15 protein-coding genes are annotated in these 15,605 nt (G+C 49.0%); all 15 read right to left on the bottom strand.

The genetic code is table 11. The features are described 5' to 3' along the window. Positions 1-145 precede the first annotated feature (145 nt). A complete protein-coding gene (locus OYT88_RS12190) occupies positions 146-511 on the bottom strand; it encodes a DUF4236 domain-containing protein (protein ID WP_274400357.1) in 366 nt (121 codons plus the stop codon). Positions 512-728: 217 nt separating this feature from the next. Beyond that, on the bottom strand, positions 729-1,544 hold the full coding sequence (gene spo0A / locus OYT88_RS12185) for a sporulation transcription factor Spo0A (protein WP_274400356.1): 816 nt from the start codon (positions 1,542-1,544) through the stop codon (positions 729-731). A 227-nt stretch (positions 1,545-1,771) separates the two neighbouring features. Continuing rightward, entirely contained in the window at positions 1,772-3,055 is a 1,284-nt protein-coding gene (gene spoIVB / locus OYT88_RS12180) for a SpoIVB peptidase (protein WP_274400354.1), read from the bottom strand. Positions 3,056-3,181: 126 nt separating this feature from the next. Next, positions 3,182-4,882 carry a DNA repair protein RecN gene (gene recN / locus OYT88_RS12175; RefSeq protein WP_274400352.1) on the bottom strand — a complete coding sequence of 567 codons (1,701 nt, stop codon included), beginning with the start codon at positions 4,880-4,882 and terminating at the stop codon, positions 3,182-3,184. A 125-nt stretch (positions 4,883-5,007) separates the two neighbouring features. Then, positions 5,008-5,835 (bottom strand): TlyA family RNA methyltransferase, encoded by an 828-nt coding sequence (locus tag OYT88_RS12170; RefSeq protein WP_274400369.1) that lies wholly within the window; start codon positions 5,833-5,835, stop codon positions 5,008-5,010. Then, positions 5,832-7,748 (bottom strand): 1-deoxy-D-xylulose-5-phosphate synthase, encoded by a 1,917-nt coding sequence (gene dxs / locus OYT88_RS12165; protein WP_274400368.1) that lies wholly within the window; start codon positions 7,746-7,748, stop codon positions 5,832-5,834. Before dxs ends, OYT88_RS12170 begins: the two co-directional genes overlap by 4 nt. Positions 7,749-7,762: 14 nt before the next feature. Next, positions 7,763-8,380, bottom strand: coding sequence for a hypothetical protein (locus OYT88_RS12160; RefSeq protein ID WP_274400350.1), 618 nt, complete (start codon positions 8,378-8,380; stop codon positions 7,763-7,765). A 750-nt stretch (positions 8,381-9,130) separates the two neighbouring features. Further along, the gene (locus OYT88_RS12155; RefSeq protein ID WP_274400348.1) at positions 9,131-10,015 is read right to left on the bottom strand and encodes a polyprenyl synthetase family protein; all 885 of its coding nucleotides are present in this window, start codon (positions 10,013-10,015) and stop codon (positions 9,131-9,133) included. After that, entirely contained in the window at positions 10,012-10,269 is a 258-nt protein-coding gene (xseB, locus tag OYT88_RS12150) for an exodeoxyribonuclease VII small subunit (protein WP_274400346.1), read from the bottom strand. Before xseB ends, OYT88_RS12155 begins: the two co-directional genes overlap by 4 nt. Further along, positions 10,253-11,617 carry an exodeoxyribonuclease VII large subunit gene (gene xseA / locus OYT88_RS12145; protein ID WP_274400345.1) on the bottom strand — a complete coding sequence of 455 codons (1,365 nt, stop codon included), beginning with the start codon at positions 11,615-11,617 and terminating at the stop codon, positions 10,253-10,255. The genes xseB and xseA overlap by 17 nt, the downstream gene beginning before the upstream one ends. Further along, positions 11,607-12,479 carry a bifunctional methylenetetrahydrofolate dehydrogenase/methenyltetrahydrofolate cyclohydrolase FolD gene (folD, locus tag OYT88_RS12140; protein WP_274400344.1) on the bottom strand — a complete coding sequence of 291 codons (873 nt, stop codon included), beginning with the start codon at positions 12,477-12,479 and terminating at the stop codon, positions 11,607-11,609. Before folD ends, xseA begins: the two co-directional genes overlap by 11 nt. 230 nt (positions 12,480-12,709) lie before the next feature. Next, complete coding sequence (gene nusB / locus OYT88_RS12135; protein WP_274400343.1) at positions 12,710-13,102, bottom strand: transcription antitermination factor NusB; 393 nt, start codon at positions 13,100-13,102, stop codon at positions 12,710-12,712. Between the two features lie 186 nt (positions 13,103-13,288). Then, entirely contained in the window at positions 13,289-13,696 is a 408-nt protein-coding gene (yqhY, locus tag OYT88_RS12130; protein WP_274400342.1) for a lipid-modulating alkaline shock protein YqhY, read from the bottom strand. 18 nt (positions 13,697-13,714) lie between these two features. Further along, positions 13,715-15,067, bottom strand: coding sequence for an acetyl-CoA carboxylase biotin carboxylase subunit (accC, locus tag OYT88_RS12125; RefSeq protein WP_274400341.1), 1,353 nt, complete (start codon positions 15,065-15,067; stop codon positions 13,715-13,717). Between the two features lie 13 nt (positions 15,068-15,080). Further along, positions 15,081-15,536 carry an acetyl-CoA carboxylase biotin carboxyl carrier protein gene (accB, locus tag OYT88_RS12120; RefSeq protein ID WP_274400340.1) on the bottom strand — a complete coding sequence of 152 codons (456 nt, stop codon included), beginning with the start codon at positions 15,534-15,536 and terminating at the stop codon, positions 15,081-15,083. Positions 15,537-15,605 lie beyond the last annotated feature (69 nt).

The raw sequence follows: 15,605 nt of genomic DNA, 5'->3' as shown, positions 1-15,605 counted from the left end.
GTTGTCTCAGAAGCAACAATGATGGCTTTTTTACACCGTTCTATTTTTCACTGGTTTGCCGGAAATCAGCATTTAACCCTAACGCAAATAATTCAGGAAAAGCAGCAAACATCTGGGATTAGAGGACGAATTACTGATTTCATAGTCACTTAAAACTTTTGACTGTCCAGATCCAATACAGAACAAACAGTAAAATTCCAATCTTTAAAAGCTGCCACCCAAGGCTAAGCAGCGCACTAATCAACCCGAAGATAGCCGCAATTGTACCCTTATTTCGCTCAGGTGTGGTTGATTGGACCGCCGTTTCTTCCTGCTTTTGTTTTGCGGAATATTGTTTGCTCCAGGAAAGCCCTTTAATAGGTGTCGAGTAGGATTGAGTCACTTTCTTTGTCGTCGGATTGTATGTAGTCCGTGCTGCTTTACCGCCTATTGTCCATGAATGTGATTTCTTGCCAAAGTTAATCTTAACCCCGGGGAATAATTTAATAGACCTCCTATAGCGGAACCCCATTTTGATCAAACTCCTTTAATCTGATTATAATCCATTACTAATTTATGGTAAATTAAAAACCGTAAAATAAAAACAGCCTCCCTTCACTAACTGCATCAGCTAATAAAGACAGGCTATTTATTAAATATCATTAATTAAGTTTATTGATTTATGATCCGTGTTTGTTGGTTTATTCGTCCGGCATCCATCTAATCCCAAATTTCAGAATCCCTCACTGTCAGTGAAAAGCGCCGCTGTGCTCGCGTTCTTCCGCCCGGTTCTCGATACGCAGTTTATCTGCGACCATGGCGATGAATTCCGAATTCGTCGGTTTTGCCTTGGAGATAGATATCGTGTAGCCGAACAAAGAAGAAATGGCTTCTACATTTCCGCGGCTCCATGCGACTTCGATGGCGTGGCGAATGGCCCTTTCTACCCGGCTCGATGTCGTTTTGTATTTTTTGGCAATGTCGGGATAAAGCACTTTCGTTATCGAACCGAGCAGTTCTATGTCGTTGTATACCATGGAAATGGCTTCCCGGAGATACATGTACCCTTTGATGTGGGCGGGCACGCCGATTTCATGAATGATGCTTGTGATGCTTGCGTTTAAATCGTGAGGCCTGCTCGGAATTGAGGGGGCGGGTATTCTGCCTGAGAATACGGGGTCCATCTCTTTCTTCCCTGCAACCTGTCGGATATTATTGGCTAAATTGGCCATATCAAACGGTTTCAAGATAAAATAAGAAACACCCAGTTCTACGGCCTTTTTAGTAACATCCTCCTGTCCGAACGCAGTCAACATGATGATGCTCGGTTTGGGGAGTGCCTGATTGGCACGGATCTGTTCCAATACGCCAATGCCGTCAAGATGAGGCATGATAATATCTAATAGGAGCACATCCGGAGTCACAGTTTTCAGCATCTCCAGGCATTCCTGACCGTTCTTCGCCGTCCCGATCACTTCAATGTCATCCTGGGATGTTAAATAATCGTCGATCAATCGTATTAGTTCCTGATTATCGTCAGTCAGGCATACCTTGATTTTCTGCAAAAGTAATCCCCCTTGTCATATATTCTCCATTAGTTTTTCGACAAGGAGGAATTTTTTCCTTTTATTTCTAGGTTTAAACCGTCTATTTTTATCGTGCATTTTTTTCATTTTTCCGTTTTTTTCTTTGCTATTCGCCCTTATTCGTCATATATCGACAATACTTTGTCGGACAATTTTTCAAATCGGTCTATTTTTCCGATCATACATCGTAAAATCTTCGTTCTTTGTTAACCGGCCGCCTGTTTTAAATGATTTTTTTGATAAGCAGCCAATCCCGCTTCCTGAAGCATCCATTCAATGTGCACACCGTAACCGCTTGTCGGATCACTGACGAAAACATGAGTTACCGCACCTACCAGTTTTCCGTCCTGTATGATCGGACTGCCGCTCATTCCCTGGATAATACCGCCCGTGGCCTTCAATAGACGCGGATCGGTTATTTTAATAACCAGTCCCTTTGTTGCCGGATATTTTTGCGGAACCGAGTTCAGAATTTTGATGTCAAATGCCTGGACCTTATTGCCGTCGAGCACGGTCAGAATCTGGGCGGGCCCTTCTCTAACCTGATCGGCCAGTGCAATCGGAATGGCCTTCCGTTCTCCTGCGGAACGCGCTCCATAATTTCCCTGAAGGTGGCCATAAATTCCAAACGGCGTGTTTTTATCTACAGAACCGATGCTGAGTGCATTATCCGGAAAATAAGCAATTTTTTCTCCCGGTTTTCCCTCTGATCCCCTTTCAATCGCCTGGACCGTTGAACGAACGATACTCCCTTCCCGGATCCGAATCGGCTGTCCGGTATCCCTGTCGGAAATGACATGCCCCAGTGCGCCGTACGACGACGTCTTCGGGTCATAAAAAGTCATCGTACCGATACCTGATGCTGAATCACGGATATACAAGCCAAGCTGATAGTGCAGATTATTTCTGTCCCTGACAGGAACAAGCTTTTTATCGAGCAGCGTCTGCTGACGAAGGACGGTCAGCCTGACGGGCGTCCCTCCGCGGGAGTCTGTGATCACCTGCCGGATATCGCGAATGGAGACCATTTGCTTCCCGTTTATTTTCGTGATGACATCCCCTATATGGATGCCGGCAGATTCACCGGGCGAAGCCTGCCCTTCCGCACTATCCACAAGATGATAGCCGACAACCAGAACCCCGCGTGTATTCAATTTTACTCCAATGGACTCCCCTCCGGGTACAAGGAGAAGATCCGGACGAATCCGGGCATCCGTTCTCGGAGAAGGCCGATTGAAAAAGGATATTGGCTCAATTTGCTCCCAATCCGGGCCCCGATCCGAAGAAGCCGCTATCCATTTTTGATTGCCGGCAGTCATCGGCGACCCGTCTGCCGGCCGGACATTAACGTCCGCTGTCCCCGTCTGAAAAGAAAATTTTCCCAGGGTGGATTTGTCGACCGGCCGATCGGACCTGATGCCGCACAGCCCGATCAGAAAACAGAGAAGAACAAATCCGGCCAGCATTCCGAACCATTTTCTATGTCTCATGACTCACTCTCCTCGCTCCATACGCACCCCTCTCTTGCAGTGCATTATTTAAAATGACCTGAGCGAAGAAGATTTATGAGTCACGGCCTTCAAGTATTGATTCCATAACAGGATAGCTGTTCCAACTTAAATTTTCACTTTTTCAGCCATTTTAAGCAGTTCCTCGGCATGTTTTTTTGTCAGATCCGTCACTTTCGTACCGGATATCATTCGTCCGATCTCACGGATTTTTTCCGGAGAGCTCAGTTTTTTTACAGTTGTTTTCGTCCGATTATTTTCGGTTACATGTTTTGCAATATACAAATGCTGGTCGGCCATGGCGGCAATTTGCGGCAGGTGGGTAATACAAAAAACCTGAGATGACTTTGAAAGGCTGAAAATTTTCTCCGCCATCGCCTGGGCGACACGGCCGCTGACACCGGTATCGACCTCGTCAAAAATGATCGACGTTAAACCGATGACCTGCTTAAAGTTTGACTTAATCGCCAGCATAATCCGCGAAAGCTCTCCGCCTGACGCAATTTTCGCGAGCGGTTTGAGCGGTTCCCCCGGATTTGTCGTGATATAAAATTCGGCTCTGTCGATACCGTCCGCCTGATAGCTGTCGAACGTATCCAAGGCATCCTGCTGCTCAAAGCGGACATCGAATCGCGCGTGTTCCATATATAAATCTTTAAGCTCATGATTAACGGACCGCGTCAGCTGCGCAATCGTTTTTTTCCGGGCCGCGGATACGGTCAGCGCTTTCTTTCTTAATTTATCCAGATGAACTGAAAATGCTTCATTAAGCTTGTCATATTTTTCATCGCGATGAGTCAGATCATCATATTCTTTTTCAATTTTCGTATAATAATCGAGAATTTCCTTGATATTGGCCCCGTATTTTCGCTTGAGCAGATGGATATCGTTTAACCTTAGTTCGATATCGTCGAGCCGATCGGGCGTATACTCCATTGTTTCCAGATAATTCCGTATCGAAGAGGCCTGTTCCTCGATGACGTAATAACTGCCGGAAACCGACTCATAAAACTCTTTCAGCTCCTTGTCCAGATCCTGAACCGACTGAAGCTCTCCTGCAGCACGTCTCAGCCAATCAAGGCCCTTGTTTTCTCCGTCCAGCGCTTCATAGCCCGTTTTCAATGCCTGAAAAACTTTTTCGAAATTAACAAGTTTTCGCTTTTCTTCGAGAAGCTGGGCTTCTTCGTCCTGTTTTAACTGTGCATTCCCGATTTCCTTTATCTGAAATTGAAGAAGATCGACACGCTGTGCGATCTGCTTTTCGTTTTTATTAAATTTGGCACATTGCCCGGCCAGTTCTGCCGTCTTCCGATATTCTTCCCGATAGGCCGACATCGGCCCGGCAATCCTGTCGCCGCCGAATTGATCGATGAGCGGAAGATGGCGTTCAGGATCCAGCAAAAGCTGATGTTCGTGCTGGCCGTGTATATCGATCAATTTCTGCCCGATTTCATGAAGAGAGGCAAGAGTCACTAATTTGCCGTTTACCCTGCAGATGCTTTTTCCCTTTTCGGAAATTTCTCTTTTTAGGATAATCATGTCCTCATTTTTATCGATTCCCAAATTATCGAGAAGCTGCAGGACTTCGTGGTGATCATTGATTTCAAACAGACCTTCAATTTCTGCTTTTTTTGTTCCATGGCGGACATATTCCGAAGAACCCCGCCCGCCCGCAAGCAAAGCGATTGCGTCGATAATGATCGACTTTCCGGCGCCGGTTTCCCCCGTGAAAACGGTCAGACCGTTCTCAAATGTGATTTTAAGCTTTTCGATGATCGCAAAGTTCAGAATCTGCAGTTCAAGAAGCATCGCAAAAACTCCTTTCTGGCAATCGAACGTAGGTTCTGTATTTATTCTCTCCCCTTTTTGCTTTTTCGTCAACGATCACATGAGATTTAAATTATAAAAAAAGAGCCGTTTATCCGCTCTTTTTTTCACCGATCAGATTTAGAAAATGCCCGATGTGCGCCTACGACAATTTCCCGGACAGAGACGGATAGTTTGTTATCCGCACTGCCCGGATCCGCGTTCAGATGGGCAAGAAATTCAATATTTCCGTCTCCTCCCGTTATCGGCGAATAATCGAGCCCTAAAACGCTGAATCCGGTTTGCAGAGAAAATTGCAGAAGATCGCGCAAAACATGCTCATGAACGCCCGGATCGCGAACAATGCCTTTTTTCCCGACTTCGCTCCTCCCTGCTTCAAACTGCGGCTTGATCAGCACAACAATATCGCTGCCGGGAAGCACGATGCTTTTCAGCGGAGGAAGAATTTTTTTTAGAGAAATGAAAGAAACATCAATCGTCGCAAAGTCGGGCGTCCCTTCGGGAAAATCCTCGGGTGTACAGTAGCGGAAATTGGTTCTCTCCATAACGACAACGCGGGCATCGTTCCGCAGTTTCCATGCCAGCTGATTATAGCCGACATCGAGGGCATACACTTTAGCCGCTCCGTTCTGAAGTGCACAGTCGGTAAACCCGCCTGTCGAAGCTCCTATATCCAGCATCCGTTTGCCGGCGACGCTGATTGGAAAAACGTTCAAAGCCTTTTCCAGCTTAAATCCGCCGCGCCCGACGTACGGCATCGGATCGCCCTTAATGTTCAAAGACACTCCGCTGTCAATCCTGCTGCCGGGCTTGTCGACACGCTGATCGCCTATATAAACCGTCCCGGCCATTACCGCGCGCTGCGCTTTCTCCCGGGAATCAAACAGCCCTTTTTTGACGAGCAGAACATCCACACGTTCTTTCTCCCTCATTATGATGAAATCCTCCGCTGTCCGCGCCTGTCGGCCTTTTGCTCCTTAATCATCTGTTTTATAACGGTACAGACATGATCGCTTGTCAGGCCGAGTTCTTCAAGCAGTTCCCTGACACTTCCGTGTTCAATAAACCGGTCGGGTATTCCCATCCGCTTGATGGCCACGTCGTGACAGCCGTGATCATGGTAAAACTCCATAATGCTTGAGCCGAATCCCCCGGCAAGGGTGCTTTCCTCAAGTGTCAGAATCGGCAGCCCGCGTTCCATCAGCCGATTCAGCATGTCACCGTCCAGCGGTTTAAGAAAACGGGCGTTGACAACTGCAACCTGGATGCCTTCAGACTGCAGGTGTTTGGCCGACTCAAGCGCTACCTGAAGCATCGGCCCGAAAGACAGGATACAGGCATCCGCCCCTTCTCTGAGCAGTTCCCACTTTCCGATCGGAATCTGCGACGGTTTTTCGTCGATAAGAACCCCGAGGCCGTTTCCGCGCGGATAACGGACAGCCACAGGCCCTTTGTCATATTTAATGGCTGTATAAACCATATTGCGCAGCTCATTTTCATCTTTGCCCATCATAATCACGATATTCGGCAGACAGCGGAGAAAACTGATATCAAATACGCCCTGGTGAGTCTCTCCGTCTGCGCCGACCAGCCCGGCACGGTCAATGGCGATAAAAACATTCAGATTCTGCCTGCAGATATCATGGATGATCTGATCATAGGCACGCTGCATGAACGTCGAATAAATGGACAGCACAGGTTTCATGTTCTGGGTTGCCAGCCCGGCAGCAAATGTTGCCGCATGCTGTTCGGCAATTCCGACATCAAAAAGCCGGTCGGGGAACTCTTTAGCAAATCCCTCCAGCTTCGAACCGACAACCATTGCCGGTGTGACAACGATGATGCGGTCATCCGTCCGTGCAAGATCCTGAAGCATATCGTTGACGACCTTGCTGTAGGATGGTGCCGATGTGACGGGTTTAATGAAGGCGCCCGATTCGATCTTATAAGGACCCGGGCCGTGCCAGGTTCCGACCGCATCCATTTCTGCCGGCTTATACCCTTTTCCCTTCTGTGTCAGAACGTGGATCAGAACCGGCCCTTTCCTTTTTTTAGCAAAATTCAAATTGTCGATCAGCGCATTGATATTGTGGCCGTCGACGGGACCCATGTAGGTGATTCCGAGTTCTTCAAAAAAAACACCGGAAACAAGCAAATATTTCAGACGGTCCTTCACTCTCTCAGCAACAGAGGCAAGCTTTCCGCCGAAAGCCGGTATTTTTTTCATCAAATACTCGATATCTTCTTTTGCCCGGTTGTATTTTTGAGCGGATCTCATGCGGTCCAGCATATTATGCAGGGCGCCGACATTGGGAGCGATGGACATTTCATTGTCATTTAATACAATAATCATATCCCTTTTTTGATGGCCGATATCATTCAGCGCTTCCAGCGCCATGCCGCCGGTCAGCGCCCCGTCGCCGATGATCGCAATGATATCGAAGTGCTCCTTTTTCAGATCTCTGGCAACCGCCATGCCGAGCGCTGCGGAAAGCGATGTCGAACTGTGCCCCGTTTCCCAGACATCGTGCTCGCTCTCATTTCGCTTGGGAAATCCGCAGAGGCCTTTATATTGCCTCAGCGTGTCGAACTTATCCCCTCTTCCCGTCAATATTTTGTGAACGTAGGATTGGTGCCCGACATCCCAGATCAGTTTGTCTTTCGGGCTGTTGAACACTTTGTGCAGAGCCAGCGTTAGTTCAACGACTCCAAGATTCGGTGCCAGATGCCCCCCCGTTTTTGACAGTTTCTTGATTAAAAAAGAACGAATATCGCGCGCCAGATTATTCATTTGCGCGACAGACATTTTTTTAAGAAACTTCGGATTTTTTATCGACGTCACATCCATTTTAATCACACACCTTATTTTCCCTTTCTTTTTCTTGCTTTGCCGTCCGTTTTTTTATCAAGGATACGCAGGATCGGAATATGAAGACGGTGCTCGGCAAAGTAAAATAGATAACCTACTTGATACATGATTTGAACCGAATAATTGATCGCATAGGTTTTTCCGAGTGCTTTTACATATACTGTAAGCGCCGCCACTAAACTGGTAACCAAAACGGACATGACATAATCCATCAGTCCCCCGTTTTCCTTGGCGAACAGGGCAACCAGTTCGACCACCACGACAGCTGCCGCCGTTCCGCTGATGATGCCGCAAATATCACCGATCACATCGTTGCAGAAACTGGAGACTCTGTCGGCATTTTTGGTCAGCCACACGGCGTATTTCGCTCCCCTGACTTTTTTCGAAGCCATCGCATGGAACGGGACTTCGCTTGCAGCCGTTGCTGCCACTCCGATTATATCAAACAAAAGATGAATAAAGATAATGACAAGCACGACCAAAATGCCGCTGAACACACCGACTCCGTTCAGGACAGCAGTCGAAATAATTGAAAAAATAGCCGCTAACACCAGCGTGATAACGGCTATCGAAAAAGCCCATTTCAAAGACTTCATAATTTCATTTTTCATTCAATCCCTGATTTCGGGAAAACATCCGCCCCGATCAAGTCTTCACATCCTCGCTGAAAATCATATTCGCCGATGTGCAAAATTATGTAAAACAGGAGGTCATCTGTAAAGTAAACATTGCGCCTTAGGTCCAGTAGGTTTTCCCGTCAGGCTGCCCTCTGTTGCCAGTCGGGCAGTTTCCTTTTAAAGCCGGACCGGCGGCGTCGCCAACCGCCGAACTGGAACACCACTCAGCACGCACCGTAATCCTTTACAGATGTTGTACAAACAGTCTAGGAGATTTCCTCAAGCACTCCGATACTCTGTTCTAGCCTCTTTTGCAGAATTGATTTCAAGAAAGCGCACGCCCGGAACGCCGGCCAAGCAATTCACGGGTTACACGCCTCTATCCCCTCTTTTCCACTCAAGGCAGGCTACGCTGTTCGCTTTTCTCTAATCAAGTACTAACGAAACAGGTTTTCCACATAGTCATTTTGCTGAAAGCAAACAACGTTACGTGTCTCCACAAGCGCAGGGTCTTCGCCCACATGCCGTTGCGGATCGCCCTACGCTCTTTACTCCCAGCACCGACCCAAAGCTGGGCGCCTTAAGCCGGCACCAGGAACTTCATCGATGTGCCCTTTGACGGATTTTTAGCCCCGTCTTCAAACAAAGCGGAGTGACTAGAATACTGCACCACCTGTACTATATACACACTTTATTTTAACATATGTCTCTCATTTTCTCAAACAAACTTTAGCCCTTCCGCACTTAAAAAGTTCTGTTTAAAACGAACTCGGCAATTTGGGCAAGCAGGCCGTTTTCGAAGCCCGATTCGCGTAAAAATCCGACTGCATGGTCGACATGGTCGGCCATTTTTCTTTTGGCTCCCTCTAGTTTGAGCAGGCTGACGTATGTATTTTTATGATTGTCGAGATCGCTGCCGACCGGTTTGCCCAGTTCATCTTCATTTCCTGTAATATCAAGAATATCATCGCCGATCTGAAAGGCAAGGCCGAGGTGGTCGGCATAGCCGGCCAGAGAATGTGTCTGCTGCTCCGTCGCACCTGCGATGACAGCCGCCGCCTCCAGAGGAAATCTGACAAGCCTGCCCGTTTTCCGCCCGTGCACGGACATCAGCTGGCCTAAGGTCAGGGTTTTTTCTTCAGCTTCCAGATCATCCTCCTGCCCGCCGACCATTCCTTCCGGCCCCGCTGCGCCGGCAAGAAGGGCGACCAGTCTGCTCCTGACTTCACCGTCCAGTATAGGATCCGAGGCAACGATCTGAAAAGCAACGGTGAGAAGGCCGTCGCCTGCCAGTATCGCCGTCGCTTCCCCGAACATTTTGTGATTGGTCGGTTTGCCGCGCCTCAGGTCATCGTTGTCCATTGCCGGAAGATCATCGTGAATCAGCGAGTATGTATGGATCATCTCCAGAGCCACCGCAGTTGAAAGCCCCAGGTCTTCTTCTTTTCCCAGGGTATCCAGAGCAGCGAAAAGAAGGATCGGGCGGATCCGTTTCCCGCCCGCGGTCAGCGAATAAAGCATGGATTCTTTGAGTTTGCCGGGAATAGTTCTATCTTGTAAAAAGAGCGGAAGCTGACGGTCGATCCACGCCTTTTTTTCTTGCATATAGGCATCCAGGCGCACAGTCATTCCTTATCATCTCCCTGCACAGAGAACGGACGGGCTTCGCCGTTGCTGTCAATCAGTTGATCCATCTTTTTACCGACGGTTTCTAATTTTTCATGGCAAAGCTTGGAAAGCGACATGCCTTCCTGAAACAAATCGATCGCTTTTTCAAGCGGAACGTCGCTCTCTTCAAGCTGCCGGACAATCGTTTCCAATTTTTCCATCGCTTCTTCAAAAGTCGGTACCGCGTTTTGATCGGACTCACTTGCTTCGCTCACTTGCTTTCGCCTCCTCAATTCCCCAAATCTGGCAATCTATTTTACCGTCGTACATCTGAATAGTTAACGGATCCCCGGGAGAAATCTCCCTGACGGATTTAACCAATTGATCATGCTGATTATACGCCAGATTATACCCGCGCGCCATAATTTTAAGCGGACTGAGCGCATTCAGCTGGCGGATGATCTGATCAAAATCCGTACTTTTTTCTTTGAACAAACGGTTGAAGGCTTTTTGCAGCTGTCCGGAATGCTCCTGAAGCAGTTTCCGGGAACGCTCGAGCCGGGCGGCAGGCTGATTATTGCCCAGCAGCCGGTCGGCCATAACCAGCCGATCTGTTTTTCCGCCCAGCAGCCGGGTCACAGCCTTTCGCAGATGCTCGGTCGCCTGATCCCGCTCCTGTTCTTTCTGAAGAAGCAGCTGTCCCGGATATTTAAATGCGTAGGCCTGCCGGATCTGTTTCAGGCGGTCCGTTCCGCGAACCAGTCTCGCATTCATCGATTTCTGGAGCCTGCCGGATAGATCATCGATCCGCCTTCCGAGCTCCCGTCTGTCCGGAACGACAAATTCACCCGCCGCAGTCGGCGTAGGCGCCCGCTTGTCCGCGACGAAATCCGCGATAGTAAAATCGGTTTCGTGGCCGACAGCGGAGATGACCGGAAGCCGCGACTGAAAAATCGCTTCGGCGACAATTTCTTCGTTGAAAGCCCAGAGATCCTCAATGGAACCGCCGCCGCGGCCGACAATCAGGACTTCAAGATTTTTCATTCCGTTAGCCCGGCGAATGGCTGCAGCAATAGACGGAGCGGCATCGGCGCCCTGAACAAGCACAGGGAAGACGGTAATTCTCGCTGCCGGAAATCTTCGCTTGATCGTTGTAAACAGATCTCTGATGACGGCTCCGGTCGGTGACGTGACAATACCGATTTCATAGGGAACATCTGGCAGCGGCTTCTTTTGCGACGGGTCAAACATGCCAAGCGACTCAAGCTTTTTTTTCAATGCTTCAAAAGCAAGGAAGAGCCGTCCCAGTCCATCCTGTTCCATCTCTCGGATATAGATTTGATACTCTCCGTAGGGTTCATAGAGGGAAATCGATCCGCGAATCAGTACCTTCATTCCGTCTTCCGGTTCAAAATCCAGATTTTTTGCATTGCCGGCAAACATCACGGCACGTATCCGGGCGTTTTGATCTTTAATCGTCAGATACAGATGCCCGCGCGAGTGTCTTTTGAAATTGGAAATCTCGCCTTTCAGCCACACATCCTGCAGCCTGCCGTCCGACTCCATCAGCTGTTTGATATAGCGCGTCAGCCGGGTGACGCTGACATAGCGGTCATTCAGCATGGAGGTCCCGTTCCTTGATAAAGTGATTCGCGGCCTTCAGCGTATTTTCCAGCAGCATGACACGGGTCATCGGTCCGACGCCTCCGGGAACGGGCGTTATGAAACTCGCTTTTTCTCTGACTTCTTCGAATTCAACGTCCCCGGCCAGCTTGCCGTCGGCATTGCGGTTCATGCCGACATCAATGACGATTGCGCCCGGCTTAATGTCTTCCGCTCCGATCAGGCCCGCGTGCCCCACCGCGACCACGAGGACATCCGCTTGTTTTGTGTACTGAGAAAGAGGTGTCGTTTTCGAATGGCAGAGGGTCACGGTCGCATTGTTATTCAGGAAAAGCAGCGCGGCCGGTTTGCCGACAATATTGCTTCTGCCGACAATGACCACATGTTTTCCGGCAATTTGTACATTGACGGCGTGAAGCATTTCAATAATGCCCGCCGGCGTACAGGGTACAAAACTGCTCTGACCGGTCATCATTCTGCCGAGATTGATCGGGTGGAAACCGTCAACATCCTTGGCCGGGCTGATCGTCTGAATGACCTTTTGTTCGGATATCTGTTTCGGGAGCGGCAATTGGACGAGAATGCCGTGGACGGATGCTTTTTCATTCAGCTCTCTGATTTTATCAAGCAGTGCTTTCTCCGAAACCGATTCCGGAAAATGAATAAGTTCCGAATAAATGCCGACTTCTTTGCAATCTCTGATTTTTCCCTTTACATACGACTGAGATGCCGGATTTTCTCCGACCAGGACGACCGCCAGCCCGGGGACCGCACCTTCGGACTTCATTTTTCCGACTGCCGCCTTCATCGCGAGCCGTTTCGCACGTGCGATTTCTTTTCCATTAATCAGTTGTGCCGTCATATCATCATTCCGCCTCTCTGGAATCACTAACGAAGTTATTATAGAAAAATAAATGATCTGTCCGACTCGGTTTTCAATGGCTTTCTGCCGACGGGTCCCCTACGCAAATAAAAGGCTGCCGCAAAATGTCATTTTCGGAAATCGGGACAACGGGTCCCGAAAAAATACGGCCTTTCACAAATCCGCGCATTGAGCCCAAAACGATTTTTGTATTTGTACTTCAGGATCTTCTATATTTCTTTGGAAATGCCGGACAAAACCCCGTTTACAAATTTCCGTGTCTCCTCATCGCCATATTTTTTGCACAGCTCAATGGCTTCATTCATCGTCACTGTTTTTGGAACATCGTTAAAGAAAAGCATCTCGCAGACGGCAAGACGTAGAATCGTTTTGTCTATGTTTCCGATACGGCCGAACGACCAGTGAACGAGGTGTTTGCCGATCAGCTGGTCAATTTCTTGCTGATGAGCGATCGTTTCGTTCAGCAAGCGATCGACAAACGGGTCGACCGGCTTGCCGTCCTCTTTTTTAACGGCTTCAATGGCCGTTTTTTTGTCCGTATCGCTCAGCGTGATCTGAAACAGCGCCTGCAGCGCCATTTCCCTTGCCTGTCTTCGATTCATCCCTTCCTTACTCCCCCTCTGAATTCGATTTGCTGCATCGGATGAACGATCTCTCTTGAAAACCGGCATTCATTTACCGGCGCTTCGCTCTCTTCTGTTTTTTTAAATGGATAAAAACTTTCGGGACTCTTTTTCATAAATAAGGAAAGAAGCAAAAGGGTCCCGCCCGCTTCTCCCCCTTGCTTCTCAGTAGTCTTCCGGCATTTTCTTGTCCTTCTGGTCAAATCGAATGCCGACGACATGAATCTTGATTTCATGAATATCCAGTGCCGTCATCCGTTTCAACGTCTGAGCGATATTTTTCTGGACCTTTTCCGCTACTTCCGGAATCGATACGCCGTAATTCATGGTCAGCTGAACATCAATCACAATACCTTCGTCGGTCAGATCCACCTTAACGCCCTTCCGGAAACTTTTTCCGCCAAGCTTTTCAACGACACCGGCAGCAAAATTTCCGTGCATATCGCTGACACCGACCACTTCGACTGCCGCAAGGCCCGCAATGACTTCGATGACCTCGGGAGAAATTTCGATCTTGCCCAAACCTTCCTGCTGTTCTTCGACTTCGACCGGCCGATTTTCTTTTTCGGACATGTTTTCACACCTCCATGCTTAACCTTGTTCGTTCAGAGGATATTTTTCAAGAAATTTCGTATTGAACTTGCCGCTGGTGAAAACGGGATGATTCAAAAGGCGCAAGTGAAAGGGGATCGTCGTGCTGATTCCCTCAATGACATACTCTTCAAGAGCACGTTTCATAATCGCAATCGCATCATCCCGGGTTTTGCCGTATGTGATCACTTTCGCTACCATGGAATCATAGTAAGGCGGAATAAAATAACCTTGATAAACAGCCGAGTCGATCCGTACCCCCGGCCCGCCCGGCGGAAGATACGTTTCCACGCGTCCGCTGGAAGGCATAAAATTTTTCTCCGGATTCTCCGCGTTGATCCGGCACTCAATAGCGTGCCCGGTTAATTGAATATCCGCCTGTTTAACGGAAAGCGGCTTTCCGGAAGCTATTCTGATCTGTTCCTTGACGAGATCCACGCCCGTAACCGATTCCGTGACGCCGTGCTCGACCTGGATGCGCGTATTCATTTCCATGAAATAAAAGGAACCGTTCGGCTCATAAATAAACTCGACCGTCCCTGCCCCGGCATAATGAACGGCCTTCGCCGCCCTGACAGCGGCCGCTCCCATCTCCTGCCGCTTCTCTTCCGTCAATGCCGGCGAAGGGGACTCTTCCAGAAGCTTCTGCAGACGCCTTTGAATGGTGCAGTCGCGTTCGCCGAGATGAATCGTATGGCCCTGCTTATCCGCAAGTATCTGGATTTCAACATGGCGGAAGTCGGTAATGTATTTCTCGATATAGACCCCGGGATTGCCGAAAGACGTATCCGCTTCCCGCTGAGTAATCGCAATTCCGCGGCGCAGTTCCTGATCGTTGCGGGCGATGCGGATCCCTTTGCCTCCGCCGCCCGCCGTCGCTTTAATCAGTACCGGATAACCAATGTCCCCGGCTATTCTTATACCCTCTTCCGCACCGGCAATCACACCGTTTGAACCGGGCACGACGGGAACACCGGCACTTTTCATTGTCTGCTTGGCCGCGTCCTTAATTCCCATCTTGCCGATCGCATCGGCAGAGGGGCCGATAAAGATCAGATTGCATTCTTCGCACATTTCGGCAAAATCGGCATTTTCCGCAAGGAATCCGTATCCCGGATGAATGGCGTCACAGCCCGTCAGGGAAGCGATGCTGATGATGTTCGTATAATTCAAATAGCTGTCTTTCGCCGCACTCGGTCCGATACAGTAAGCTTCGTCGGCCAGCTGCACATGCAGCGCATCTTTATCCGCCTGCGAATAAACGGCAACGGTTTCTATATTCAATTCTTTGCAAGCGCGGATAATCCTAACCGCAATTTCTCCTCTGTTTGCTATGAGCACTTTTTTTATCATGAATGACGGCTCCTTAATCTTCCCTGACCAGGAACAGCGGCTGGCCGTATTCGACAAGCTGGCCGTTCTCGACAAGTACATCGACAATGGTGCCCTTGACTTCCGCTTCGATTTCGTTGAACAGTTTCATGGCCTCAACGATGCAGACAACCGTTGCTTTGTCGACCTTGGAGCCTGCTTTGACAAAAGGCTCCGCGTCCGGAGAGGATGACGCATAAAAGGTACCGACCATCGGGGCCGTAATTTTGTGAAGTGAAGAATCGGAATCCCCTCCGCTCGTCGTCTCGCGGGCCGGAAAAGCTCCCGCAACAGCGGCCTGCGAGGCAGGCTGAACAGCCGGATTTTCCGAAGAAAACGCCGCAGCCTTCCGCAAAGTAATCTTGCTGTCCTCCGACTCAAATTTCAGTTCGCTTATTGAGGATGCATCCATCTCCTTCATTAAAGCCTTAATATCTTCAATACTTAACAAATTCAGCACTCCCCTTGTCCCAATCGCTTTCATTAATTATATCATATCCTCATTTGTTGTCCGCGCCGG

Origin of the sequence: Sporolactobacillus sp. CQH2019 (assembly GCF_028765345.1) — a bacterium.
Taxonomy (GTDB): domain Bacteria; phylum Bacillota; class Bacilli; order Bacillales; family Sporolactobacillaceae; genus Sporolactobacillus.
Note: the sequence above shows the minus strand (reverse complement) of the source record. Positions and strands in the feature narration are given on the sequence as shown.